The organism is Kitasatospora sp. NPDC004723, from assembly GCF_040609255.1.
In the GTDB taxonomy this organism is placed as follows: Bacteria; Actinomycetota; Actinomycetes; order Streptomycetales; family Streptomycetaceae; genus Kitasatospora.
In genome coordinates this window covers 210,126-234,494 of the sequence record NZ_JBEXJT010000006.1, presented here as the reverse complement: position 1 = coordinate 234,494, position 24,369 = coordinate 210,126, and the positions used below count along the sequence as shown (strand labels likewise).

The following is a 24,369-nucleotide window of genomic DNA, read 5'->3' as shown; positions in this document are numbered from 1 at the left end:
CTCCTCGTCCACTCCACAGTCGAGCATTCCCCCGAACGGCGATGGGTGCATGTTCCACGTGAAACAGCGCTCACGCGGAACATGCACCCATCATCGCCACCGCGATGCCGACCCGGCTCAGCCCTGCGACAACCGCAGCCCGTCGTCGCCGGGCGCCATGCTGTCCAGGATCCGGTTGAGGTCCTCCACCGAGCCGAACTCCAGGACGACCTTGCCCTTGCCGAGCTTGCCGCCCCGCTGCGAGACCTCGACCTTCACCCGGGTGTCGAAGCGGTCGGAGAGCCGGCTCGCCAGGTCGTTGAAGGCCGGCGAGAGGATCCTGCCCGCCTTGGGTGCGGCCGAGCGCCTGGGCGTCGGCTCCTCACTCTTCATCAGCAGGACCAGTTCCTCGGTCATCCGGACGGTGAGCCCCTCCGCGATCACCCGGGTGGCGAGTTCCTCCTGCTGCTCGGGGACCGCGAGCCCGACGATCGCCCGGGCGTGCCCGGCCGTGATCGTCCCGGCGACCAGCCGGCGCTGCACCTTCGGCGAGAGCTTCAGCATCCGCAGGGTGTTGGACACGTGCGAACGCGAGCGGCCGATCCGGTCGGCCAGCTCCTCATGGGTGCAGGAGAAGTCCCGCAGCAGCTGATCGTAGGCGGCCGCCTCCTCCAGCGCGTTCAGCTCGGCCCGGTGCAGGTTCTCCAGCAGGGCGTCCAGCAGCAGCTTGTCGTCCTCAGTGGCCCGGACGATCGCCGGGATCAGCTCCAGCCCGGCCTCCCGGGAGGCCCGCCAGCGCCGCTCGCCCATGATGAGCTCGAAGCGCCCGGGCGCCACCTGGCGCACCACCACCGGCTGGAGCAGACCCACCTCCTTGATCGAGGTGACCAGCTCGCTCAGCTTGTCCTCGTCGAACACCTCGCGCGGCTGGCGCGGGTTCGGGGTGATCGCGTCCAGCGGCAGCTCGGCGAAGTAGGCGCCGGCCGGCGCCGCCGGTTCCGCCCCGGCGGCCTGCTCCCGCAGGCTCTCCGCGGCCGCCTTGGCCGCCAGCGTTCCCCGGCCGGACGGCAGCACCGGCACCGCGGCCGGCGAGACCGCCCCGGGCGAGGCCGCCGGGGCCGCCGCCGGCTGCGCCGCGGTGCCGGTCCCGGCTCCACCGCCCGCCGGGGCGGCGGGGCCGATCAGCGCCCCCAGCCCTCGTCCCAGACCCCTGCGACCACCACTCACCGATTGCCCTCCGTCGTACCGTGCTGTGCCCCCGGGGCACCCTGCCCCGAACCGTCCCGCTGCTGCCCCACCAACGAGCCGCCGGCCCCTGCGGACACCGCCCGCAGCGCCAGCTCCCGGGCGGCCTCCAGGTAGGAGAGCGCGCCGGTGGAGCCCGGGTCGTAGGTGAGCACCGTCTGACCGTAGCTGGGCGCCTCCGAGATGCGGACCGAGCGCGGGATCGCGGTGTGCAGGACCTCCTGCTGGAAGTGCGTCCGGACCTCCTCCGCCACCTGGGCGGCCAGCCTGGTCCTGGCGTCGTACATGGTGAGCAGGATGGTGGAGACGTGCAGCGCCTGGTTGAGGTGTGCCCGGACCAGCTCCACGTTGCGCAGCAGCTGGCCGAGACCCTCCAGCGCGTAGTACTCGCACTGGATCGGGATCAGCACCTCCTGGCCGGCGACCAGGGCGTTGACCGTCAACAGGCCCAGCGAGGGCGGACAGTCGATCAGGATGTAGTCCAGCGGCTGCTCGTAGGCGGCGATGGCGCGCTGCAGCCGGCTCTCCCGGGCGACCAGCGACACCAGCTCGATCTCGGCGCCGGCCAGGTCGATGGTGGCGGGGACGCAGAACAGTCCCTCGACCTCGACCACCGGCTGCACCACGTCGGCCAGCGGCTTGCCCTCCACCAGGACGTCGTAGATCGAGGGCACCTCGGCGTGGTGGTCGATGCCGAGCGCGGTCGAGGCGTTGCCCTGCGGGTCGAGGTCGATCACCAGGACGCGCAGGCCGTGCATGGCCAGCGAGGCGGCGAGGTTGACGGTGGTGGTGGTCTTGCCCACCCCGCCCTTCTGGTTGGCCACCACCATCACCCGGGTGGCCGCGGGGCGGGGCAGTCCCTCACCCGCTCGGCCGATGGCGCGGACCGCAGCCTGGGCAGCACGCGCGATGGGCGTGTCATCGATCTGGTCGATGGTCTCCGAGTCCTGCATGGGGCTCAGTGTTTCACGTGAAACCGGAGCGGCAACAGTCGCCGCCCGGCTGCGCGCGAGGATTCCCGAGAGGAGAGAGCGACGTTTCACGTGAAACACCATGCCCGCAATGTCGGAATTCTGACGATGCGACACTCCGGTGGTCCGATGTCGTCCTGCCGTCCGCCCGCCCGTCACCCGGATGCCGTCGATCCCCGGGAACGCCACGGGCGGGGAGGTCGGAGGACCTCCCCGCCCGTGTCAGGCCTCACGTCCGGCTCAGCGGCCGCGCCGCCGGGGCATCCGGCCGCGGTCCGCGCCGCGCACCGGGCTGCCGGAGCGGCCGGCCCTGGCCGCCGCCTTGGCCCGGCGGGTCGCCGCCTTCACGCCGCCCGGGCTCTCCCCCACCTTGACCTGGACCACCCGGGTCGAGGTCTCCAGGGTGCCCTCGCCGACCGCGATCACCGCCCACTCGACCGCACCGAGCTTCGCCAGGCCGGCCCGGGAGTCGGCCAGCTCCTGCTCGGCGCTGTCGCCCTTGAGCGCCAGCATCTGGCCGTACGGCCGCAGCAGCGGAAGCCCCCAGCCGGCCAGCCGCTCCATCGGCGCCACCGCGCGCGCGGTCACCACGTCCACCGCCAGCTTGCCGACCATCTCCTCGGCCCGGCCGCGCAGCACGGTGACGTTCTCCAGCCCCAGCTCGCGGACCACCTCCTCCAGGAAGGTGGTGCGCCGCAGCAGCGGCTCCAGCAGGGTCACCGAGACGTCCGGCCGCGCCAGCGCCACCGGGATGCCGGGCAGACCGGCGCCGGAGCCGACGTCGCAGAGCGTGGTTCCGGCCGGCAGCAGCTCGGCGAGGACGGCGCAGTTCAGCACATGGCGGTCCCAGAGCCGGGGCACCTCGCGCGGCCCGATCAGCCCCCGGGTCACCCCCGCGGTGGCCAGCAGCTCGGTGTAACGGACCGCGGCGTCGTACCGCTCGCCGAAGACCTCCCGTGCGACGGCCGGCGGCGCGGGCGGCGGCTCGACCGCCGGACGCCCGCCGACGGCCGCGCCCTCGGCACCCGGACCGCCGTCGCCCGTCCCCGGCCCGCCGGCAGGCGCGCTCTCCGTATCCATCTCGCACTCTCCGCTCCCCGGATCCACCGACCCGCTCCTGCACCGTTTCACGTGAAACATCTCTCGCCGGGCCACGGCCCGCGAGGGGACGACGCGAAGGGACGACGACCCCGCCCGCGCGTGGCGGACGGGGTCGGGTCCTCGTGTCGCATGCCGGCCGCCGAAGCCGCCGACGGTCACCCTGCCGTCAGGCCGGCAGCACGACCACGCACCGCTGGGGCTCCTCGCCCTCCGACTCGCTGCGCAGACCGGCCGCGGCCACCGCGTCGTGGACGACCTTGCGCTCGAACGGGGTCATCGGACGCAGCTTGACCTGCTCCCCCGAGCTCTTCACCTGGTCGGCCGTCTGCGACCCGAGGGTCGCCAGCTCCGAGCGCTTGCGGGCCCGGAAGCCGGCGATGTCCAGCATGAGGCGGCTGCGCTCGCCGGTCTCCCGGTGGACGGCCAACCGGGTCAGCTCCTGCAGCGCCTCCAGCACCTCGCCGTCCTGGCCGACCAGCCGCTGCAGGGACTGGTCGTTGCCGTCGCTGACGATGGAGACCAGGGCGCGGTCGCCCTCGACGTCCATGTCGATGTCACCGTCGAGATCGGCGATGTCGAGCAGACCCTCCAGGTAGTCCGCCGCGATGTCGCCCTCCTGCTCCAGGCGGGTGATGAGGCTCTCGTCGGCGCTGGCGGCGGCCTCGGCCTCGACGGCGGAGGTGATGCCTTCCGTCACTGATGGACTCCTTCGGAGATGGGCCCGGGTGGTGGGCCGGTAACGAGGTTCAGGGGGCCGCGGGGCCGGTCCGGAGCGGACCGGTCACTTCTTCTTCGGCCGCTGACCGCCGCGCTTGGGCTGCTGCCGGCCGCCCTGCGGACGAGCCGGACCCGACTTGGCGCCCGCCGGACGCGCCGCGGTCTGCTTGGCCGCAGCGCTGCCGCCGGACGCACCGCTGCCACCGGACGTGCCGGTGCTCGCGGAGTCGGCCGGGGCGGCGTCGGCGGGCTGCTCGGCCGGGGCGTCCTTGGTCAGGCTCGCCGGCTGGCCGCCGGTGTGCTGGCGCTGCGACTTGCTCTGCTTCCGCGGCTGCTGCCGGCGCACCTGCACCGACTCCTCGACCACGGCCTCGGCGCTGACAGCCGACTTCTTCGCGGGGAGCAGGCCGAACAGCGGGCCCTTGATGACCGAGCCGTCCGGGTTCAGCCGGCCGGCCTTCTTCAGACGGACCTGACGCTCGTCCCAGGCCTTGCTGCCCGGCGTCGGGTTGTTGCGGATGACGATCAGCTGCTGGCCCATCGACCAGACGTTGGTGGTCAGCCAGTAGACCAGGACACCGACCGGGAAGTTGATGCCCATCACGGCGAACATGATCGGGAAGACGTACATCAGCATCTTCTGCTGCTGCATGAACGGCGTCTTCACGGTGAGGTCGACGTTCTTCGTCATCAGCTGGCGCTGGGTGATGAACTGCGACGCCGACATCATGATGATCATCACGGCAACGACGATCTTGACGCTGACCTCGCTGCTGCTCACGAAGGTGGCCGACAGCGGAGCACCGAAGATGTGCGCCTTGCCGGCGCTCACCAGCAGGTCGCCGTTGATCACGCCGATCTCGTGGCCCTTGGCGACCGAGGCCAGCACGCCGTAGAGCGCGGTGAAGAACGGCGCCTGCACGAGGATGGGAAGGCAGCTGGAGAACGGGTTGGTACCCGCCTCCTTGTACAGCTTCATCATCTCTTCGGACTGGCGCTGGCGGTCGTTCTTGTACCGCTCCTGGATGGCCTTCATCTTCGGCTGGATCGCCTGCATGGCCCGGGTCGCCTTGATCTGCTTCACGAAGAGCGGGATCAGGCAGATCCGGATGACGACCACCATCGAGGCGATGGCCAGACCCCAGGCCCAGCCACCATCCGGATTGAAGACGTGGCTGTACAGCGAGTGGAACTGGACGATGATCCAGGACACCGCTGTGTACAGGGGGTTGAGGAAGGAGAAGGTCACCGGTCAGGCTCCTTGGACATTGGGATTGGCCCCATGGGGCCAATGGTCGCCGGGCCCTCTGGGTCCGGACCGGCGGGGGGCATGATCACCGGCTGGTCGGCGGCGGACCGGCCCTTCAGCCGGTCCGCCAGCCGGCGGTGCCACACCGGATGCTTGCGCGGCGGGACATGATCGACCCCGCCGGGAGTCCACGGATTGCAGCGCAGGATGCGCCACGCGGTCAGGGCGCCGCCCTTCACCGCCCCGTGCGTCTTCACGGCCTCGAAGCCGTAGTGCGAACAGGACGGGTAGTAACGGCACACCGGACCGAGCAGTGGGCTGATGGTCCACTGGTAGACCCTGATCAGACCCATTAGCAGGTACTTCATCGCCCTGCTCCCGTCGGCGCCGAGGCGGCGTGCTCGGCCTTGAGCAACCGCTTGAGCGCCGCGTCCAGGTCGCGTTCGAGTTCCTGGTACGAGGCGGACGCGGCCGGGGGCAGCGCACGCACCACTATCAGGCTACCGGCGGGCAGCCGGGACAGACGATCACGTACGAGATGGCGCAACCGGCGCTTGACCAGGTTGCGTGTGACCGCCGGGCCGACGGCCTTGCTCACGACGAAACCCGCACGCGCCGAAGGAGTCCCCTCGGCGACGTGCGGGCGGGTGTCGCTGGTCCGGTCGGTGCGGTCCCCGGGGGCGTCCTCTCTGGCGAGATGGACGACCAGCAGGGGCCTGCCGGCCCGGCGACCGCGTTTCACCGCGGTCGCGAAGTCCTGGCGCCGCCGCAGCCGATTCTCGGAGGGCAGCACAACAGACTCTGGTGCGGATCAGGCGGACAGGCTGGCGCGGCCCTTGCCACGGCGGGCAGCCAGGATGGCGCGGCCGGCGCGGGTACGCATCCGCAGCCGGAAGCCGTGGGTCTTCGCGCGGCGACGGTTGTTCGGCTGGAAGGTGCGCTTGCTCACTCGGGGGCTCCTGAGGTGAATCGTAGGATGACGGGGAGTCGCTTGGCCGTCACCGTGCGTCCGCGTGATCTCCCCTGTATCGGAAATCCGGCCCATCGCCCCAGTTCGGCTGGGGTTTGAGGCAATCCACGGCGCCCGTGCTGCGCGCCTTATGGAGCGGGTGGACCCGCGGACATGCGGCAGCGGCCATCGACAACTCGACCTGGTTACGGTACGCGGGACGGGGCACGAGGGTCAAACCAGCTGCCCGGGAGCCGCTTACCCACAGCCTGTGGACAACGACTTGATCCGGCCCTGTTCGCTGACTACCGTTGCAGGACTTGTCTGGTTTGTTCATCGGAAAGCGTGTACCAGTGGCTGATGTCAACAGCGACCTCGTCCCGGTCTGGGCGAGGGTCGTCGAGCGGCTGGTCGCCGACCCGGATGTCGGGGAGATGGACAAGCAGTGGGTGCAGCGCACCCAGCCCATGTGGATGATGCACGACACCGCCCTGCTGGCGGCCCCCAACGAGCGGGCCAAGCAGGTGCTGGAGGGCCGGCTGCTGCCGCAGCTGACCGAGGCGCTCTCCCGCGAGCTGGCCCGCCCGGTGCGGATCGCCGTGATGGTCGACGCCAACGCCGTGCCGACCACCCCCGCCCCGCAGGCCCCCGCCGAGCCGTACCCGAACCCGTCCGAGCCGGACGCCGGCGGCTACGGCGACCAGGGCTACCCGCAGACCTACGAAGCGGACTACGAGCAGGGTTACGAGCAGAGCTACGAGCGGCCGCACTACGAGAGCGGCGGCTACGAGCAGCACCCCGCGCCGTACGGCGGCCCGGCGGGCGGCAACCAGGCCTGGCCCGGCTACCAGGAGCAGCCGCCGGCCTACCGCGAGCCCGAGGAGCCGGCGCCCCGGCCCGTGCCGCGGCACGTGCCCGCACCGCCCTCCACCACCCAGGGCGACCTCTTCGGCGGCGCCTACGGCCCCGGTCCGGGCGAGCACCCGCGGACCGCCTCCGGCCGCCGCCCCGCGGCCCGCCCGGCCGCCGGCCGCGGCGCGGACAAGGCCCCCGCCGAGCGCGCCACCGACCGCCCGGCGGTCCCCGGTGTGCCCGCCCCGCCCGGCGCGCCCCCGGCCGGCGGCTCCCGCAAGGACGAGCCGGCCGCCCGGCTGAACCCCAAGTACCTGTTCGACACCTTCGTCATCGGCGCCAGCAACCGCTTCGCGCACGCCGCGGCGGTGGCGGTCGCCGAGGCCCCGGCCAAGGCGTACAACCCGCTCTTCATCTACGGCGAGTCCGGGCTGGGCAAGACCCACCTGCTGCACGCCATCGGGCACTACTCGCGCAGCCTCTTCCCGGGCACCCGGGTGCGCTACGTGTCCTCCGAGGAGTTCACCAACGAGTTCATCAACTCCATCCGGGACGGCAAGGCGGACACCTTCCGCAAGCGCTACCGGGACATGGACATCCTGCTCGTGGACGACGTGCAGTTCCTGGCGAGCAAGGAGTCCACGCAGGAGGAGTTCTTCCACACCTTCAACACCCTGCACAACGCCAACAAGCAGATCGTGCTCTCCTCCGACCGGCCGCCCAAGCTGCTGACCACGCTGGAGGACCGGCTGCGCAACCGCTTCGAGTGGGGACTCATCACCGACGTCACCCCGCCGGAGCTGGAGACCCGGATCGCGATCCTGCGCAAGAAGGCGATCCAGGAGCAACTCAACGCTCCCGCCGACGTGTTGGAGTTCATCGCGTCCCGGATCACCCGGAACATCCGGGAGTTGGAGGGGGCCCTCATCCGGGTCACCGCCTTCGCCAACCTCAACCGGGCGCCGGTCGACCTGGAGCTGGCCGGGATCGTCCTCAAGGACCTCATCCCGGGCGGCGACGAGGACGCCGGACCGGAGATCACCGCCCAGGTGATCATGCAGCAGACCGCCGCCTACTTCGGGCTCGGGGTGGACGACCTCTGCGGATCCTCGCGCAGTCGCGTGCTGGTGACCGCGCGTCAGATCGCCATGTACCTCTGCCGGGAGCTCACCGACCTCTCGCTGCCGAAGATCGGCGCGCAGTTCGGCGGCCGCGACCACACCACGGTGATGCACGCCGACCGCAAGATCCGGTCACTCATGGCCGAGCGGCGCTCGATCTACAACCAGGTCACCGAGCTGACCAACCGCATCAAGAGCTAGCCGGCGGGCCTGCGGACGGGGCGGGCCCCGGGTGGCCGGAAAAGGGCGTCAGGAGCGATCCTGGCGCCCTTTCGGCATATCCACAGGTGTGCACCGCGCATCGGCGGGGCAGGCATGCCGGTAACGGACGCTCCGCCAGTCCACAGCCCGCGCCGAACATCTGACCGGGGATTCGAACGCCACCGGTGCGCGAGGCGGAAATCCACAGGCCGGGCGGGTTCTCCGCCGTCCACAGGCCGGGGCGCCGTGAGTTATCCAGAATTCCTCCACAGGGCGGCCGCCGCTACGCTCTTCCGCGCAGGTCAGGTGCCTGTGGACTTGTGCACAACCGTTATCCACAGGGTGTGGACAAGTGGCGGCCCGTCAGTGGGCCATCCGCGTTGTCCACCGGTTGTCCCCAGGCCGGGCGAGGTTATCCCCAGGTTGTCCACAGCCGTGTCCACAGTTCGACAAGCTTCTGCCCTCGTTCATGCCCAGGTGTGAAAGCCGTCACGAAAAGTTGACCGGCGCCCGTGGATAACCGGGCCCGGATCTGGGGACAGCGCTGGGGATAACCTGTGGATACTCAGCGTGCCCTGTGGGTAACGCTCCGCCGTCCACAGCGGGCCGTGTTCGTCCACAGGCCGCATCCACATGTCCTGTGGACAAAAAACCGGGCCTGACCTGCGCAAACAGGGTTATCCACGGTTTCCACAGGCCCTACTACTACCACTACACCTATAGACCGTTCGACTGGTTCAAAAGCGGGTGGGGCCGAAATCTGTGGACAACCGCAGCCCGACATCCGTTCGAGTTGCTTCCGCCCGTCTGCCCCGTCTGTCGGTGGAGTACGTCAGACTGTCCTCGGCGACTGGAAGCGGAGCGGCGGAGCTCGGCGGACAGCCGCACCGAAGACCAAGATCAGAAGAACCAGACGTGCGAGCGGGAGCGCTCGATCCAGGAGGCGGTTACCGGTGAAGTTCCGGGTGGAGCGTGACGTCCTCGCGGAGGCGGTGGCCTGGGCTGCCCGCAGCCTCCCGGCACGGCCGCCGGTGCCGGTGCTGGCCGGCCTGCTGCTGACGGCGCAGGACGGCAGCCTGGCGCTGTCCGGCTTCGACTACGAGGTCTCGGCCCGGGTCGAGCTGGAGGCCGACATCGAGGAGGCCGGCACCGTGCTGGTCTCCGGCCGGCTGCTCAACGACATCTCGCGCAACCTTCCCAACAGGCCTGTGGAGATCTCCACCGACGGCCAGCGGGTCAGCGTGGTCTGCGGCAGCTCCCGGTTCACCCTGCCCACCCTTCCGGTGGACGAGTACCCGGCGCTGCCCCAGATGCCGACCGCGACCGGCACCGTCCCGGGTGACGTCTTCGCCTCCGCGGTCAGCCAGGCCGCCGTGGCCGCGGGCCGCGACGACACCCTGCCGGTGCTCACCGGTGTCCGGGTCGAGATCGAGGGCGACCGGATCACCCTGGCCGCCACCGACCGCTACCGCTTCGCGGTGCGCGAGCTGCTGTGGAAGCCCGAGCAGGCCGACATCTCGGCCGTCGCGCTGGTCCCGGCCAAGACCCTGCAGGACATCGCGAAGTCCCTGGGCAGCGGCGACAGCGTCTCCATCGCGCTCTCCTCGGGCGGCGCGGGCGAGGGCCTGATCGGCTTCGAGGGCGCCGGCCGGCGGACCACCACCCGGCTGCTGGAGGGCGAGTTCCCGAAGTACCGCAGCCTGTTCCCGACCGAGTTCAACGCGATCGCGGCGATCCAGACCCAGCCCTTCCTGGAGGCGCTCAAGCGCGTCTCGCTGGTCGCCGAGCGCAACACCCCGGTCCGGCTGAACTTCGAGGAGGGCGTGCTCACCCTGGAGGCCGGCTCCGGCGACGACGCCCAGGCCACCGAGCGGATCGACGCCTCCCTGGAGGGGGACGCCATCTCGATCGCGTTCAACCCGGGCTACCTGGAGGAGGGCCTCAAGGCCATCGACTCCGCCTACGCCCAGCTGAGCTTCACCACCCCGACCAAGCCCGCGCTGCTCAGCGGCAAGGCCTCGGTGGACGCGGAGGCCGACGAGGCCTACCAGTACCTGATCATGCCGGTCCGCCTCTCCGGCTGAGCCGGCTCCGCTCCCGGGCCGGACCGGCCGCCACCGGTCCGGCCCGGGAGCCTTTGTCCACGGCTCCTTCCACAGCCCTGTGAACAAACCTGTGGAACCCTCCCCCGGTCGGCCCGACCACGAGGAGGCCCTTCCGCTCCAGCACGTAGGCTCAAGGAGGCGCGGCAACGGCGCCGCCCGCAGGGACGTCACCACAGGTAAGGATTTGGCTATGGAGCTCGGCCTCATCGGTCTCGGCAAGATGGGCGGCAACATGCGCGAGCGGATCCGCCGCGCCGGCCACACCGTCATCGGCTACGACCGCAACCCCGACATCTCCGACGTCGAGAGCCTCCAGGAGCTGGTCACCAAGCTGCAGGGCCCGCGCGTCGTCTGGGTCATGGTTCCGGCCGGCGCCGCCACCCAGGCCACCGTGGACGAGCTGGCCGAGCTGCTCTCCCCCGGTGACGTGGTCGTCGACGGCGGCAACTCCCGCTGGACCGACGACGTCAAGCACGCCGAGGCGCTGGCCGCCAAGGGCATCGGCTTCGTCGACTGCGGCGTCTCCGGCGGCGTCTGGGGCCTGGAGAACGGCTACGCGCTGATGTACGGCGGCGACGCCGAGCACGTGGCCGAGGTCCAGCCGGTCTTCGACGCCCTGAAGCCCGAGGGCGACTTCGGCTCGGTGCACGCGGGCGCGGTCGGCGCCGGCCACTTCGCCAAGATGGTCCACAACGGCATCGAGTACGCGATGATGCAGGCCTTCGCCGAGGGCTGGGAGCTGCTGGAGGCCGCCCCCGAGGTCACCGACGTCCGCGAGGTCTTCCGCAGCTGGCAGGAGGGCACCGTGATCCGCTCCTGGCTGCTCGACCTGGCCGTGCGCGCCCTGGACGAGGACGAGCACCTGGGCAAGCTCAAGGGCTGGGCCGCCGACTCCGGCGAGGGCCGCTGGACCGTCGAGGCCGCGATCGACCACGCCGTCCCGCTGCCGGCGATCACCGCTTCGCTGTTCGCCCGCTTCGCGTCCCGCCAGGACGACTCCCCTCAGATGAAGATGATCGCCGCGCTGCGCAACCAGTTCGGCGGTCACGCGGTCGAGTCGAAGTAGTCCCCGCAGTCCCACCCCCAGAAGGCGAGCGCAGTCCACCGTCATGCACGTCGCGCACCTGTCGCTCGCCGACTTCCGTTCCTACGCCCGGGCCGAGGTCTCCCTCGACCCGGGCGTGACGGCCTTCGTCGGGCCCAACGGCCAGGGCAAGACCAATCTGGTCGAGGCGGTCGGCTACGTCGCCACCCTGGGCAGCCACCGGGTCGCCACCGACGCCCCGCTGATCCGGCTGGGCGCCGAGCGCGCGGTGATCCGCACCTCGGTGGTGGACCGCGGCCGCTCCACCCTGGTCGAGCTGGAGATCACCCCGGGCAAGGCCAACCGGGCCCGGATCAACCGCTCCGACAACGTCCGCCCGCGCGACGTGCTGGGCCTGCTGCGCACCGTGCTGTTCGCCCCCGAGGACCTCGCCCTGGTCAAGGGCGACCCGGGGGAGCGGCGGCGCTTCCTGGACGAGCTGCTGACCGCCCGCGCGCCCCGGCTGGCCGGGGTCCGGCAGGACTACGAACGGGTGCTCAAGCAGCGCAACGCCCTGCTGAAGACCGCCGCGATGGCCCGCCGGGCCGGCGGCGGCAAGGGCGCCGACCTCTCCACCCTGGAGGTCTGGGACGGCCACCTGGCCCGGGCCGGCGCCGAACTCACCGCCTTCCGCCTGCAGCTGGTGGCCTCCCTCCAGCCGCTGGTCTCGGCCGCCTACGGACAGCTCGCCCCGGGCGGCGGGGAGACCGCGCTGGAGTACCGCAGCTCCTTCGAGGGCGAGCTGCCGAGCAGCCGCGAGCAGGCCGAGGAGCAGCTGCTGCAGGCGCTGCGGACGGCTCGCAAGCAGGAGGTCGACCGCGGCGTCACCCTGGTCGGCCCGCACCGCGACGAGCTGGTGCTCAAGCTCGGCCCGCTGCCCGCCAAGGGCTACGCCAGCCACGGCGAGTCCTGGTCGTTCGCGCTGGCGCTGCGGCTGGCGTCCTACGAGTTGCTGCGCGCCGACGGGGGAGAGCCGGTGCTGATCCTGGACGACGTCTTCGCCGAGCTGGACGCCGCCCGCCGCGACCGGCTGGCCGAGCTGGTGGCCGGCGGCGAGCAGGTGCTGGTGACCGCGGCGGTGGCCGAGGACGTGCCGAAGGCGCTGGCCGGCGCCCGGTACGCGGTCGCCGACGGTGCCGTCCAGCGCGTCACCGGCTGAACCGCGACCGCCCGGCGGCGCCCCTCCGCCCGGTCCCCGCCCGGCCGGCCCCTGCCCGCAGGGCTGTCGCCGGGGCGGCTCGTACACCCCGTGTCCGTACCCCCGGCGTGGCCCACCCGCGCCGCCGCGCGCCCGCCCGGCTCCCGTACGCTGGACGGCTCACCGTTGTCCACAGGGTGGGGATAAGGAGATCGCCGTGAGCGAGTCGGCGGAGCACCCCGAGCCGACCGGTGCCGACCTGGCGCGCTCGGCGCTGCGGGCGGCCCGGGCGCAGGCCCGCCAGCGCGGTGAGCAGGTGCGCGAGAAGCGCGAGGCGAAGCGGCACGGACTGCGCAGCGGGGCCCGCTCGGACGGCCGCGACCCGGTGCCGCTGGGGGCGGCGCTGACCCGGCTGCTGACCGAGCGGGGCTGGGAGTCCTCGGCCGCGGTCGGCGGGGTGATGGGCCGTTGGCCGCAGATCGTCGGGCCGGACATCGCCGCGCACTGCACGCCGACCGCCTACGACGACGAGGCCGCGGTGCTCACGGTGCAGTGCGACTCCACCGCGTGGGCCACTCAACTCCGTTGGCTGGCTCGGCAGTTGGTGGCCCGTCTGAACCACGAGCTGGGCCACGGCACGGTTCGCACCATCAAGGTGCTCGGCCCCGCCGCCCCGGTGCGCGGCTACGGCCGGCTGCGCGCCCCCGGCAGCAAGGGCCCCGGGGACACCTGGGGATAGGCCCGAGGGCTGCGGGGCGGAGCGGACCGTGATCCTCCGGAACCCCTGACGGCCCTGCCAGGCGGTCTGAGCCCCCCGGTCGAGTATCGGGACATGTCCCGAGGGGATTCAGGGCGGCATTTCTGCCCTCAGAGGCTGCCAAACGCCCATCGATGTCAGTCGTACCGGTAGACTGAAGGGCAAACACTGTTGCTAGTGGCAACCGAGTCGAAACGCCGTGGTCGCACGCCCGCCCGCAGAGGGAGCGGGGATGCGGCCCGCGCTGTGCCAGAGAGGGCGCTTCGTGGCCGATTCCGGCAACCCCAGCCAGACCCCAGACCAGACCGACCAGTCCGACAGGTCGTACGACGCCAGCGCCATCCAGGTGCTGGAGGGCCTCGACGCCGTCCGCAAGCGCCCCGGCATGTACATCGGCTCGACCGGTGAGCGAGGCCTGCACCACCTGGTGCAGGAGATCGTGGACAACTCCGTCGACGAGGCGATGGCCGGTCACGCGGACACCATCGACGTGTCGCTGCTGGCCGACGGCGGTGTGCGCGTGGTCGACAACGGCCGCGGCATCCCGGTCGGCATCATGCCGGGCCAGGGCAAGCCGGCCGTCGAGGTCGTGCTGACGGTCCTGCACGCGGGCGGCAAGTTCGGCAACGGCGGCTACGCGGTCTCCGGCGGTCTGCACGGCGTCGGCGTCTCCGTGGTGAACGCGCTCTCCACCCGGCTCGCGGTGGAGATCCACACCGACGGCCACCGCTGGACCCAGGAGTACAAGGCCGGCACCCCGACCGCCCCGCTGGCCCAGCACGAGGCCGCCGAGCGCACCGGCACCAGCGTCACCTTCTGGGCCGACCCGGACATCTTCGAGACCACGGTCTACTCCTTCGAGACGCTCTCCCGCCGGTTCCAGGAGATGGCGTTCCTCAACAAGGGCCTGACCATCAGGCTCACCGACGAGCGCCCCGAGCACGTCGACGAGGAGGGCAAGCCGCTCTCGGTCACGTACAAGTACGACGGCGGCATCGCCGACTTCGTCGCCCACCTCAACTCCCGCAAGGGCGAGGTCGTCCACCCCTCGGTGATCGACTTCGAGGCGGAGGACAAGGACAAGGCGATCTCGGTGGAGATCGCCATGCAGTGGAACTCCTCGTACACCGAGGGGGTCTACTCCTTCGCCAACACCATCCACACCCACGGCGGCGGTACCCACGAGGAGGGCTTCCGCGCGGCGCTGACCGGCCTGGTCAACCGCTACGCGCGGGACAAGAAGCTGCTCCGCGAGAAGGACGACAACCTCTCCGGCGAGGACATCCGCGAGGGTCTGACCGCGATCATCTCGGTCAAGCTCGGCGAGCCGCAGTTCGAGGGCCAGACCAAGGACAAGCTGGGCAACACCGAGGCGAAGACCTTCGTCCAGAAGGTCGTCCACGAGCACCTGAACGACTGGCTGGACCGCAACCCCAACGAGGCCGCGGACATCATCCGCAAGTCCATCCAGGCCGCCACCGCGCGCGTCGCCGCCCGCAAGGCCCGCGACCTCACCCGTCGCAAGGGCCTGCTGGAGTCCGCCTCGCTGCCCGGCAAGCTCAGCGACTGCCAGTCCAAGGACCCGGCCGAGTGCGAGATCTTCATCGTCGAGGGTGACTCCGCCGGCGGCTCGGCCAAGCAGGGCCGCGACCCGCGCATCCAGGCGATCCTCCCGATCCGCGGCAAGATCCTGAACGTCGAGAAGGCCCGGATCGACAAGGTGCTGCAGAACACCGAGGTCCAGGCGCTGATCTCGGCCTTCGGCTGCGGCATCCAGGAGGACTACGACGAGTCCAAGCTGCGGTACCACAAGATCGTGCTGATGGCCGACGCCGACGTCGACGGACAGCACATCCGCACCCTGCTGCTGACCCTGCTGTTCCGCTTCATGCGGCCGCTGGTCGAGGCCGGCTACGTCTACCTGGCGATGCCGCCGCTGTACAAGATCAAGTGGGGCAAGGACGACTTCGAGTACGTCTACTCCGACCGCGAGCGCGACGCCGTGATCGCGGCGGGCGTGGCCGCCGGGCGCCGGCTGCCGAAGGACGACGCGATCCAGCGGTTCAAGGGTCTCGGCGAGATGAACGCCGAGGAGCTCCGGGTGACCACCATGGACCAGGCCCACCGCCTGCTGCTCCAGGTCACCCTGGAGGACGCCGCCCGCGCCGACGAACTGTTCTCGATCCTGATGGGCGAGGACGTCGAGGCCCGCCGTTCCTTCATCCAGCGCAACGCCAAGGACGTCCGCTTCCTGGACGTGTGACGCCTGCCCGCAGGCCCCGCACGTACCAGTCCGCGTGAAAGGAAACTGACCACCAGTGGTCGACGACAACCGTCCCGAAGGCGAGCAGCCCGAGACCCCCGAGGCCGCCAACGCGGTCGCCCTGCGGATCGAGCCGGTCGAGCTCGAGACCGAGATGCAGCGCTCGTACCTCGACTACGCGATGAGCGTCATCGTCAGCCGGGCCCTGCCCGAGGTGCGCGACGGCCTCAAGCCGGTGCACCGCCGGGTGCTGTACGCGATGTACGACGGCGGCTACCGCCCCGAGAAGGGCTACTACAAGTGCGCCCGCGTCGTCGGCGACGTGATGGGCAACTACCACCCGCACGGCGACACCTCGATCTACGACACCGTGGTCCGCCTGGCCCAGCCGTGGTCGATGCGGATGCCGCTGGTGGACGGCAACGGCAACTTCGGCTCCCCGGGCAACGACCCGGCCGCGGCCATGCGCTACACCGAGTGCAAGATGGCGCCGCTGGCGATGGAGATGATGCGCGACATCGACGAGGAGACCGTCGACTTCGCGCCGAACTACGACGGCCGCTCGCAGGAGCCCACCGTCCTGCCCGCGCGCTTCCCCAACCTGCTGGTCAACGGTGCCACCGGCATCGCGGTCGGCATGGCCACCAACATCCCGCCGCACAACCTGCGCGAGGTCGCCTCCGGCGCGCTCTGGTACCTGGAGAACCCGGAGGTCTCCAACGAGGAGCTGCTGGACGCCCTGATCGAGCGGATCAAGGGCCCGGACTTCCCGACCGGCGCGCTGATCGTCGGCCGCCGCGGCATCGACGACTACTACCGCACCGGCCGCGGCTCGGTCACCATGCGCGCCGTCGTCGAGGTCGAGGAGATCCAGGGCCGGCAGTGCCTGGTGATCACCGAGCTGCCCTACCAGGTCAACCCGGACAACCTCGCGCTGAAGATCGCCGACCTGGTCAAGGACGGCCGGATCGCCGGCATCGCCGACGTCCGCGACGAGTCCTCCTCGCGCACCGGCCAGCGCCTGGTGATCGTGCTCAAGCGCGACGCGGTCGCCAAGGTCGTGCTGAACAACCTCTACAAGCACACCGACCTGCAGACCAACTTCGGCGCCAACATGCTGGCCCTGGTCGACGGCGTGCCGCGCACCCTGTCGCTGGACGCCTTCATCCGGCACTGGGTCAACCACCAGGTCGAGGTCATCGTCCGGCGCACCACCTTCCGGCTGCGCAAGGCCGAGGAGCGCGCCCACATCCTGCGCGCCCTGCTGCGCGCCCTGGACATGATCGACGAGGTCATCGCGCTGATCCGGGCCTCGGCGAGCGCCGACGCGGCCCGCACCGGCCTGATGGAGCTGCTCGCGATCGACGAGCTCCAGGCCAACGCCATCCTGGAGATGCAGCTGCGCCGGCTGGCCGCCCTGGAGCGCCAGCGGATCACCGACGAGCACGACGAGCTGCAGCGCAAGATCGACGAGTACAACGCGATCCTGGCCTCGCCGACCCGCCAGCGCGGGATCATCTCCGAGGAGCTCACCGCGATCGTCGAGAAGTACGGCGACGAGCGGCGCTCCACCCTCATCCCCTCCGACGGCGACCTCTCCATCGAGGACCTCATCGCCGAGGAGGACATCGTCGTCACGATCACCCGCGGCGGCTACGTCAAGCGCACCCGCTCCGACCTCTACCGCTCGCAGAAGCGCGGCGGCAAGGGGGTGCGCGGCGCCCAGCTCAAGCAGGACGACATCGTCGACCACTTCTTCGTGACGACGACCCACAACTGGATCCTGTTCTTCACCAACAAGGGCCGGGTCTACCGCGCCAAGGGCTACGAGCTGCCGGACGCCGGGCGCGACGCCCGCGGCCAGCACGTGGCCAACCTGCTGGCCTTCCAGCCGGACGAGCACATCGCCCAGGTGATGGCCGTCCGCACCTACGAGGACAAGCCCTACCTGGTCCTCGCCACCCGGGCCGGCCTGGTGAAGAAGTCCCTGCTCAAGGACTACGACTCCCCGCGCTCCGGCGGCCTGATCGCGATCAACCTGCGCCAGGACGAGGAGGGCCGGGACGACGAGCTGATCGGTGCCGAGCTGGTCTCCGCCGAGGACGACCTGCTGCTCGTCTCCAGGAAGGCGCAGTCGATCCGCTTCACCGCCACCGACGAGGCGCTGCGCTCCACCGGCCGCGCCACCTCCGGCGTCAAGGGCATGGCCTTCCGCGAGGACGACGAACTCCTGTCGATGAACGTGGTCCGTCCGGGCACCTTCGTCTTCACCGCGACCGACGGCGGCTACGCCAAGCGCACCGGTGTGGACGAGTACCGTGTCCAGGGACGCGGCGGCTACGGCACCAAGGCGGCGAAGATCGTCGAGGGCCGGGGCTCGCTGGTCGGCGCGCTCGTCGTCGACGAGACCGACGAGATCATGGCCATCACCCTGTCCGGTGGAGTGATCCGTACGAGGGTTTCCGAGGTTCGTGAAACCGGACGTGACACCATGGGCGTCCAACTGATCAACCTGGGTAAGCGCGATGCGGTCGTGGGCATGGCCCGCAACGCGGAGGCCGAGGACGAGGAGTCGGCGGAGGACGAGGTGGCGGGTACCGAGTCCACCGAGGTGGCCGAGGGTACGGGGACGGAAACGGGCGGGGACACCGCCCAGGCCTGACCTCGTACCGCGTCGGCCGGTACCGTCACGTCCGTACATCCGTACACGGCGTGGCGGTACCGGCCGCCGACCAGTTCCGGGCAATCCCGCCGGGCGCTGGATGACGAGTGACGAAGCAGGGCGGCGCGTCCGTCCTGGTGGGAAGTGCGGGAGGACCAGTGAGTGGAGCCACGGGTGCTGCGGGAGGCGCCGCCGGCGGCCGTCCGGGCGCAGCACAGGGCGGCGGGGGGTACGGCGGGCCGCAGCCGCCGGAGCACCCGGCCGCGTCCACCTCGCTGATGCCGCCGGTCGGCGGAGCGGGCCAGGGCGGTACGTACGGCGGTCAGACGCCTCCGCCGCCGGGGGCACCGGCACCGGGCGGCTTCTCGCAGCCGACCACCTACGCGAAGGGGCAGCCGACCCCGCCCCGGGGCACCCGGGTCGGCGGCGGCAACACCCCGCCCGGCGGGACGCCCGCCGCGGGCCCCCGCCGTCCGGCCGCCGCGCCGGCCTCCGGCGGCAGCCTGGGCCGGACCAGGAAGGCCCGGCTGCGGGTGACCAAGGCCGACCCGTGGTCGGTCATGAAGGTCAGCTTCCTGCTGTCGCTGGCGGTCGGGATCATCATCATCGTGGCGGCCGCGGTGCTGTGGATGACGCTGGACTCGCTCGGCGTCTTCGACTCGCTCGGCAAGACCCTGAAGGACGTCACCGGTTCGGACACCAACGGCGGCGGCGTGAACATCATGGACTACGTGGGCTTCGGCAAGGTGATGACCTTCACCTCGCTGATCGCCGTGGTCGACGTGGTGCTGCTGACCGCGCTGTCCACGCTCTCGGCGTTCATCTACAACGCGGCGGCCGGTTTCACCGGCGGCATCGAGCTCACCCTGGCCGAGGAGGACTGATCCCCCTGGCGTGACCCGGGATCAGTTCCCGCCGTGCGCGGGGGCCTTCCGTTCGCGGACGGAATCAGCGGGCCCCACCGGTTGTTGCAGCCGGTGGGGCCCGTCGGCATTTCGGGTGACAGCCGTCGGGGGCGGCGTGCCGCCCGGACGGGCCGGGGTCGCGGTGGGCTTAGCTGGGTCCGCTCGTTCCGCGTCACCCGGCCGGCGCAGGCCTCCCCGGTTCCCACCGGACGGGTCCGGGACGACTGCTCTCAGGCACGGCAGGACGGAGGCGCGCGATGGCGGAGCTCGCAAGGCGGCTGGTCGAGGCTCTGGACGGACTGCTGGGGGTCCCGGTGCCGCTGCGGGTGCGGGTCTGGGACGGCAGTGTCGCCGGACCGCCCGGTGCGCCCACCGTGGTGCTGCGCAACCGCCGCGCGCTGCGCCGGCTGCTCTGGCAGCCGGGAGAGCTGGGCCTGGTCCGCGCCTTCGTCTCGGGGGACCTGGAGGTCGCCCCGGACACCGATCTGTACGACGTGCTGCGGGCCGTGGCGCACTTCGCCGAGCGCCCGGAGATCCGCACGCTGCGGCTCGGCCCCGGCGACGTGCTGGGCGCCAGGGGCCGCCGGGCGGTGGGCGCGCTGCTGCGGGCCGGCGTGCTCGGGCCCGAGCCGGTGCCGCCGCCGGAGGAGGCCCCGGCGGGCCGCGGGCGGCTGCACAGCCGCGGTCGCGACCGCGCGGCGATCCACCACCACTACGACGTCGGCAACGACTTCTACGGCCTGGTGCTGGGCCCGTCGATGGTCTACTCGTGCGCCTACTGGGAGCCCGCCGCGAAGAGCCTGGAGGCGGCGCAGGAGGCCAAGCTGGACCTCATCTGCCGCAAGCTCGGCCTGCGGCCCGGGATGCGGCTGCTGGACGTCGGCTCGGGCTGGGGCTCGCTGCTGCTGCACGCGGCCCGGCACTACGGGGTGACGGCGGTCGGTGTGTCGATCTCCGAGGAGCAGGTCGCGCTGGCCCGGCGGCGGGTCGAGGAGGCCGGGCTGGCGGACCGGGTGGAGATCCGGCTCCAGGACTACCGGGAGATCCAGGACGGCCCGTTCGACGCGATCTCCAGCGTGGGCATGGCGGAGCACGTCGGCGAGGCCCAGTACCGCGTCTACGCGGAGGGCCTGTACCGGCTGCTGGTGCCCGGCGGCCGGCTGCTCAACCACCAGATCGCCCGCCGCCCCGACCACCCCGGCGAGCGGTACCGCCCCAGCCCGTTCATCAACCGTTACGTCTTCCCGGATGGCGAACTGTCCCCGGTCGGTTCCACCGTCTCCCGGCTGGAGGAGGCCGGCTTCGAGGTGCGCGACGTCGAGTCGCTCCGTGAGCACTACGGGCTGACCCTGCGTGAGTGGGTGGCCAATCTGGAGGCACACTGGACGGAGGCGGTCGGGCTGGTGGGGCGCGGCCGGGCGCGGGTCTGGCGGCTCTACATGGCGGCCTCCGCACTGGCCTTCGAGGAGAACCGGATCGGGGTCAACCAGATCCTCGCGGTGCGCACCTCCGTCCAGGGCGCGGCACACTTCCCGGCGACCCGCGCGGAGTGGCTCGCCGCCCGCGGCACCGCCTCCGACCTGCCCGTCCCGGAGGACCCCGCCGTGGGCCCGGCCGCAACGGATTTGGGGGATCGGGGATCGGTCCGCTAATCTTTCAGTGCGGCAAGGGGCTATAGCTCAGACGGTTAGAGCGCTTCCCTGATAAGGAAGAGGCCACAGGTTCAAGTCCTGTTAGCCCCACCACCGCGAAGGGCCCGGAGCATCGCTCCGGGCCCTTCGGCGTTTTCCGCCGGATTCCCGGAACCACCGGCGGCGGCCGGGTGTTCTACCGGTGGAGGCCGGGGCCCGCCCCGGCGGTGTCCGACGGTGGAGGCGGTGACCCGATGGGTCTGCTGTTCGCGATGACCATCCCCGGTCTGGTCTGCCTGCTGGTGGCGCTGGCGTTCATCGACCAGCTGGCGCTCCGGGCGCGCCGGTCGCGCCTGGTGCCGTGGCGGGGGACCGGCCGGGAGGGACAGATCTCGGCGACCGGCTTCGAGCAACTGCACGCGCAGTTCGCGGCCGGCAAGCAGCACCAGCTCGACGAACGGCAGAGCACCCTGATGCTGCGCGACGAGGAGGACGACGGGGCGCCGCCGCGCACCCGGGTGGACCTGGCGTCCGGGGTGGCGGTGGTGGTGCCGCCGGCGGGTTCCGCGCCCGCTTCCCCGCAGGCTCCACCGCCCGGTTCGCCGCCCGGTTCCCCGGCGGGTGGGCGGGAACGGTGACGGCTCTGCGGAGGCTCTGCGCCGGGCCGACCGTACGACAGGAGGTGTGGCGTCAATCCTCCGGCCGGACGGGTCGGTTGGAGGCAGCGGTCGCTGGTCACGATTGGGACACCGGTGTGTATCATCGGCCGCAAGGGCAGTCCGGCATACCGACCGCCCGTTCGTGCTCGTAACAAACCACGGACTCGTCGGCCCGATCGGAACGATCGGCGCACGGCTGCTGAGTCCGTCAACGCAAGAAGGACGAGGTCCCGCGGTGAAGAAGCTTCTCCTGGTCGCCCTGGTCGCCCTCGGCGGCTTCTTTGTCTACCGTCAGGTCCAGGCGGACCGCGCCGAGCAGGACCTGTGGACCGAGGCCACCGACCCGGTCCCGGCCGGTCGCTGAGGCCCCCGACGGTCTGACGATCGACAGTCTTCGGAGGCGCCGCGCGGCGCCTCCCGGGCCGGCCGGCCCGGTCGGGTGACCGGGTCGGCCGGAGGTTCCGGCCCCGCACGGCAGGAGTGCCGGGACCAGGCACCGGATTCGTGCCGGGACCGGGTACGCTAGTGCCCGGCGGTGCGTCCGGTGCCGCCCCGGGGCTTTAGCTCAGTTGGTAGAGCGCTGCCTTTGCAAGGCAGATGTCAGGAGTTCGAGTCTCCTAAGCTCCACAGTTCGGTCCACCACGCGTGGACGGCGATCGGCCGCTGACCTGAATCCTGGTCAGCGGCCGATCCGCGTTCTCAGTGCGGTTCGCGCGGGTCCCGCGGCTCGGAGCGGTCCTCGGTGGGCGTGTCGGCCGCGCCGGGGCCGCCGGCCTCCGGCGAGCCGTTCACCGGGGTGGCCGGGCCGGTGCCGGGGCCCGTGGCGCGGGCGTCGGCCGGGGGCTCCACCAGCCATTCCGGGTTGCTGCGGTGCCGCCACCACTGCCAGGTGGCGATGCCGCTGACGATCGCGATCACCCCCGCCACGGCCAGCCCCGTCGCCCAGCCGCCCCGGCACGACTTGCGGGCGTTGCGGGCCGCGAGATCGCTGATCTCCGCCGAGGTGACGTTGCCCCGCATGGCGGTCAGCGCGGCGGCGCCGCGGGTCTGGGCCTCGAGGGCGACCGGGCCGACGGCCGCGCGGGCCTCCTCGACGGCGTGCACGACCTTGGGGGCGACCGTCGAGCGCGCCCGGCAGGCCGCCCGGGAGGCGGAGTGGCGGGCGGCAAGGGCGGCCTCCTGGGTGCGGTGCAGGGCCTTCAGGGTGTTCTGCTGGGCCTCCGGCGGCAGGCTGGCGAAGGCGTGACCGACCTGGGGGGCGATGTGCCGGTCGTACTGGACGCGGACGGTGTGGGCGGCCTGGGAGGCCTGCTGCCGGGCGTTGTCCGCGAAGTTGCCGGCCGTTGCTCGGGCCGAGTCCAAAGGGGTCACGAGTCTCTCCTCCTGGTGGCGTCCTTTGTGCACATATCCACCTGAATGCTGATCATGCATCCGGATTTGTCCGGTGGCATGCCGGAGTGGGCCGGTGGTGGGGTGCGGTGGCCGGGGGCGCGGTGGCTGGGGGGTGCGGTGGCGGGCCGGCCGGCGGTGCGGCGGGCGGCGGTACCGGGCGGGGGCGAATGGGCCGTCCGGTCGGGGGTATGGCCGCAGTAGGCTGGCGGTTCCGGCGGGTCCCCGCCGGGAGCGCGTACGTGTCGTCGCAGCAAGTCGTGGCAGAAGGGGATAGCCGATGCTCCCGGACGAGCCGAGGCCGCCGATCGACCCGACCCCCGGCCCGGCGGGCGGCGGGAACGGGCTGTCCCGCTGTTACCGGCACCCCGAGCAGGAGACCGGCATCGGCTGCTCGCGCTGCGGCCGGCCGATCTGCCCGCAGTGCATGGTGAACGCCTCGGTCGGCTTCCACTGCCCGGACTGCGTCAGCGAGGGAGGCCGCCAGGTCCGGCGGGCGACCACCCGCTTCGGCGGACGCCCGGCCACCGACGGAGCGCTGGTCACCAAGGCGCTGATCGGCATCAACCTGGTGGTCTTCGTCCTCGCCGGCTACGTGCTCACGCCCTGGCTGGCCTTCGACCTCGAACTGCGCAGCTTCGCCCCCGACCACTACTACCCGTTCCCCTCCGGCGTCGCCGAGGGCCCGGGCCAGTGGTACCGGCTGCTGACCGCTGTCTTCCTGCACACCGCGCCCTGGCACATCGCCACCAACATGCTGGTGCTCTGGGTGCTGGGCCCGCAGCTGGAGGCGGCCCTGGGGCGGGTCCGCTTCCTCGCGCTCTACCTGCTCTCCGGGCTGGCCGGCAGTGCCTTCGCCTTCCTGCTGGCCGGCGACGGGATGCGCTCGCTGGGTGCCTCGGGGGCGGTCTTCGGCCTGCTGGGCGCGACCGTGGTGCTCTACCGCCGGGTCCGGGCCCCGCTCGGGCCGATCGTCGCGTTGCTGGTGTTCAACCTGATCGTCACCTTCTCGGTGCAGGGGATCGACTGGCGCGCGCACCTCGGCGGCCTGATCGCCGGGATGCTGACCGCGGCCGGCCTGATGTACGCCCCGCGGGGTCGCCGGGCGGCCGTCCAGGGGCTGACGCTGGCGGGGGTGGCCGGTCTGGTGCTGGCGATGGTGCTCGCCGGGACGGCCGCCTACGGCGGGTGAACCGCCGTCCCGGACCGTCCGCACGGGCGTCCGGTGTCCGCACGGTTGTCCACAGCATGTGCGGGGTTGTGCACAGGCTGTGCGAACGACCGGCCGTGAACGGCTGTTCTACGCGTGTCCTGCTGTGCGGATCCGGCCTTCGAGAGAAGGGCGCGCGGCGGTATGGAAAGCGCCCCCGGCGCGAGTTATCCACAGGCCC

20 protein-coding genes, 2 tRNA genes and 1 pseudogene are annotated in these 24,369 nt (G+C 71.6%); 14 read left to right on the top strand and 9 right to left on the bottom strand.

Annotated elements, in window-relative coordinates:
- Nucleotides 1-117: 117 nt before the first annotated feature.
- The 8 genes from ABZW10_RS10580 to rpmH all read right to left on the bottom strand — a co-directional run bounded on the left by ABZW10_RS10580 (nucleotide 118) and on the right by rpmH (nucleotide 6,211).
- Nucleotides 118-1,206 (bottom strand): ParB/RepB/Spo0J family partition protein, encoded by a 1,089-nt coding sequence (locus ABZW10_RS10580; RefSeq protein WP_355362509.1) that lies wholly within the window; start codon nucleotides 1,204-1,206, stop codon nucleotides 118-120.
- Nucleotides 1,203-2,177 carry a ParA family protein gene (locus tag ABZW10_RS10575; protein ID WP_355362508.1) on the bottom strand — a complete coding sequence of 325 codons (975 nt, stop codon included), beginning with the start codon at nucleotides 2,175-2,177 and terminating at the stop codon, nucleotides 1,203-1,205. The genes ABZW10_RS10580 and ABZW10_RS10575 overlap by 4 nt, the downstream gene beginning before the upstream one ends.
- Nucleotides 2,178-2,435: 258 nt before the next feature.
- Nucleotides 2,436-3,275, bottom strand: coding sequence for a 16S rRNA (guanine(527)-N(7))-methyltransferase RsmG (rsmG, locus tag ABZW10_RS10570; protein ID WP_355362506.1), 840 nt, complete (start codon nucleotides 3,273-3,275; stop codon nucleotides 2,436-2,438).
- Nucleotides 3,276-3,462: 187 nt separating this feature from the next.
- Nucleotides 3,463-3,993 carry a R3H domain-containing nucleic acid-binding protein gene (locus ABZW10_RS10565; RefSeq protein WP_355362504.1) on the bottom strand — a complete coding sequence of 177 codons (531 nt, stop codon included), beginning with the start codon at nucleotides 3,991-3,993 and terminating at the stop codon, nucleotides 3,463-3,465.
- 84 nt (nucleotides 3,994-4,077) lie between these two features.
- Complete coding sequence (yidC, locus tag ABZW10_RS10560; RefSeq protein WP_355362502.1) at nucleotides 4,078-5,262, bottom strand: membrane protein insertase YidC; 1,185 nt, start codon at nucleotides 5,260-5,262, stop codon at nucleotides 4,078-4,080.
- The gene (yidD, locus tag ABZW10_RS10555) at nucleotides 5,259-5,630 is read right to left on the bottom strand and encodes a membrane protein insertion efficiency factor YidD (RefSeq protein ID WP_355362500.1); all 372 of its coding nucleotides are present in this window, start codon (nucleotides 5,628-5,630) and stop codon (nucleotides 5,259-5,261) included. The genes yidC and yidD overlap by 4 nt, the downstream gene beginning before the upstream one ends.
- Nucleotides 5,627-6,055: a ribonuclease P protein component gene (gene rnpA / locus ABZW10_RS10550; protein WP_355362498.1), complete on the bottom strand. Its 429-nt coding sequence runs from the start codon at nucleotides 6,053-6,055 to the stop codon at nucleotides 5,627-5,629. Before rnpA ends, yidD begins: the two co-directional genes overlap by 4 nt.
- 18 nt (nucleotides 6,056-6,073) lie before the next feature.
- Complete coding sequence (rpmH, locus tag ABZW10_RS10545) at nucleotides 6,074-6,211, bottom strand: 50S ribosomal protein L34 (RefSeq protein ID WP_030059672.1); 138 nt, start codon at nucleotides 6,209-6,211, stop codon at nucleotides 6,074-6,076.
- Nucleotides 6,212-6,564: 353 nt separating this feature from the next.
- Here rpmH and dnaA point away from each other — a divergent pair, with 353 nt between their 5' ends.
- The 13 genes and pseudogenes from dnaA to ABZW10_RS10480 all read left to right on the top strand — a co-directional run bounded on the left by dnaA (nucleotide 6,565) and on the right by ABZW10_RS10480 (nucleotide 22,216).
- Complete coding sequence (gene dnaA, locus ABZW10_RS10540) at nucleotides 6,565-8,385, top strand: chromosomal replication initiator protein DnaA (protein WP_355362496.1); 1,821 nt, start codon at nucleotides 6,565-6,567, stop codon at nucleotides 8,383-8,385.
- A gap of 953 nt (nucleotides 8,386-9,338) precedes the next feature.
- Nucleotides 9,339-10,469, top strand: coding sequence for a DNA polymerase III subunit beta (dnaN, locus tag ABZW10_RS10535; protein ID WP_355362494.1), 1,131 nt, complete (start codon nucleotides 9,339-9,341; stop codon nucleotides 10,467-10,469).
- Between the two features lie 190 nt (nucleotides 10,470-10,659).
- Nucleotides 10,660-11,556: pseudogene (gnd, locus tag ABZW10_RS10530) on the top strand (phosphogluconate dehydrogenase (NAD(+)-dependent, decarboxylating)); the annotation flags it as partial.
- A gap of 43 nt (nucleotides 11,557-11,599) precedes the next feature.
- Nucleotides 11,600-12,733 (top strand): DNA replication/repair protein RecF, encoded by a 1,134-nt coding sequence (gene recF, locus ABZW10_RS10525; RefSeq protein ID WP_355362492.1) that lies wholly within the window; start codon nucleotides 11,600-11,602, stop codon nucleotides 12,731-12,733.
- A 196-nt stretch (nucleotides 12,734-12,929) separates the two neighbouring features.
- Nucleotides 12,930-13,451, top strand: a complete 522-nt coding sequence (locus ABZW10_RS10520; protein ID WP_355362490.1) for a DciA family protein — start codon at nucleotides 12,930-12,932, stop codon at nucleotides 13,449-13,451.
- Between the two features lie 250 nt (nucleotides 13,452-13,701).
- Nucleotides 13,702-15,732, top strand: coding sequence for a DNA topoisomerase (ATP-hydrolyzing) subunit B (gene gyrB, locus ABZW10_RS10515; protein ID WP_355362488.1), 2,031 nt, complete (start codon nucleotides 13,702-13,704; stop codon nucleotides 15,730-15,732).
- Nucleotides 15,733-15,787: 55 nt separating this feature from the next.
- The gene (gene gyrA / locus ABZW10_RS10510; RefSeq protein ID WP_355362486.1) at nucleotides 15,788-18,394 is read left to right on the top strand and encodes a DNA gyrase subunit A; all 2,607 of its coding nucleotides are present in this window, start codon (nucleotides 15,788-15,790) and stop codon (nucleotides 18,392-18,394) included.
- A gap of 158 nt (nucleotides 18,395-18,552) precedes the next feature.
- Nucleotides 18,553-19,278, top strand: a complete 726-nt coding sequence (locus tag ABZW10_RS10505) for a DUF3566 domain-containing protein (RefSeq protein WP_355362484.1) — start codon at nucleotides 18,553-18,555, stop codon at nucleotides 19,276-19,278.
- Nucleotides 19,279-19,556: 278 nt separating this feature from the next.
- Entirely contained in the window at nucleotides 19,557-20,951 is a 1,395-nt protein-coding gene (locus ABZW10_RS10500; RefSeq protein WP_355362482.1) for a cyclopropane-fatty-acyl-phospholipid synthase family protein, read from the top strand.
- 16 nt (nucleotides 20,952-20,967) lie between these two features.
- A tRNA-Ile gene (locus tag ABZW10_RS10495) sits at nucleotides 20,968-21,044 on the top strand.
- 140 nt (nucleotides 21,045-21,184) lie between these two features.
- Complete coding sequence (locus ABZW10_RS10490; RefSeq protein WP_355362480.1) at nucleotides 21,185-21,568, top strand: DUF6191 domain-containing protein; 384 nt, start codon at nucleotides 21,185-21,187, stop codon at nucleotides 21,566-21,568.
- A 256-nt stretch (nucleotides 21,569-21,824) separates the two neighbouring features.
- Nucleotides 21,825-21,953 carry a DLW-39 family protein gene (locus ABZW10_RS10485; RefSeq protein ID WP_014137031.1) on the top strand — a complete coding sequence of 43 codons (129 nt, stop codon included), beginning with the start codon at nucleotides 21,825-21,827 and terminating at the stop codon, nucleotides 21,951-21,953.
- Nucleotides 21,954-22,143: 190 nt separating this feature from the next.
- Nucleotides 22,144-22,216: transfer RNA gene (locus ABZW10_RS10480), tRNA-Ala, on the top strand.
- Nucleotides 22,217-22,288: 72 nt separating this feature from the next.
- On the opposite strand, the gene ABZW10_RS10475 is transcribed toward ABZW10_RS10480, so the two are convergent.
- Nucleotides 22,289-22,960 (bottom strand): DUF5324 family protein, encoded by a 672-nt coding sequence (locus tag ABZW10_RS10475; protein WP_355362478.1) that lies wholly within the window; start codon nucleotides 22,958-22,960, stop codon nucleotides 22,289-22,291.
- Nucleotides 22,961-23,258: 298 nt separating this feature from the next.
- Here ABZW10_RS10475 and ABZW10_RS10470 point away from each other — a divergent pair, with 298 nt between their 5' ends.
- The gene (locus ABZW10_RS10470; RefSeq protein WP_355362476.1) at nucleotides 23,259-24,170 is read left to right on the top strand and encodes a rhomboid family intramembrane serine protease; all 912 of its coding nucleotides are present in this window, start codon (nucleotides 23,259-23,261) and stop codon (nucleotides 24,168-24,170) included.
- Nucleotides 24,171-24,369 lie beyond the last annotated feature (199 nt).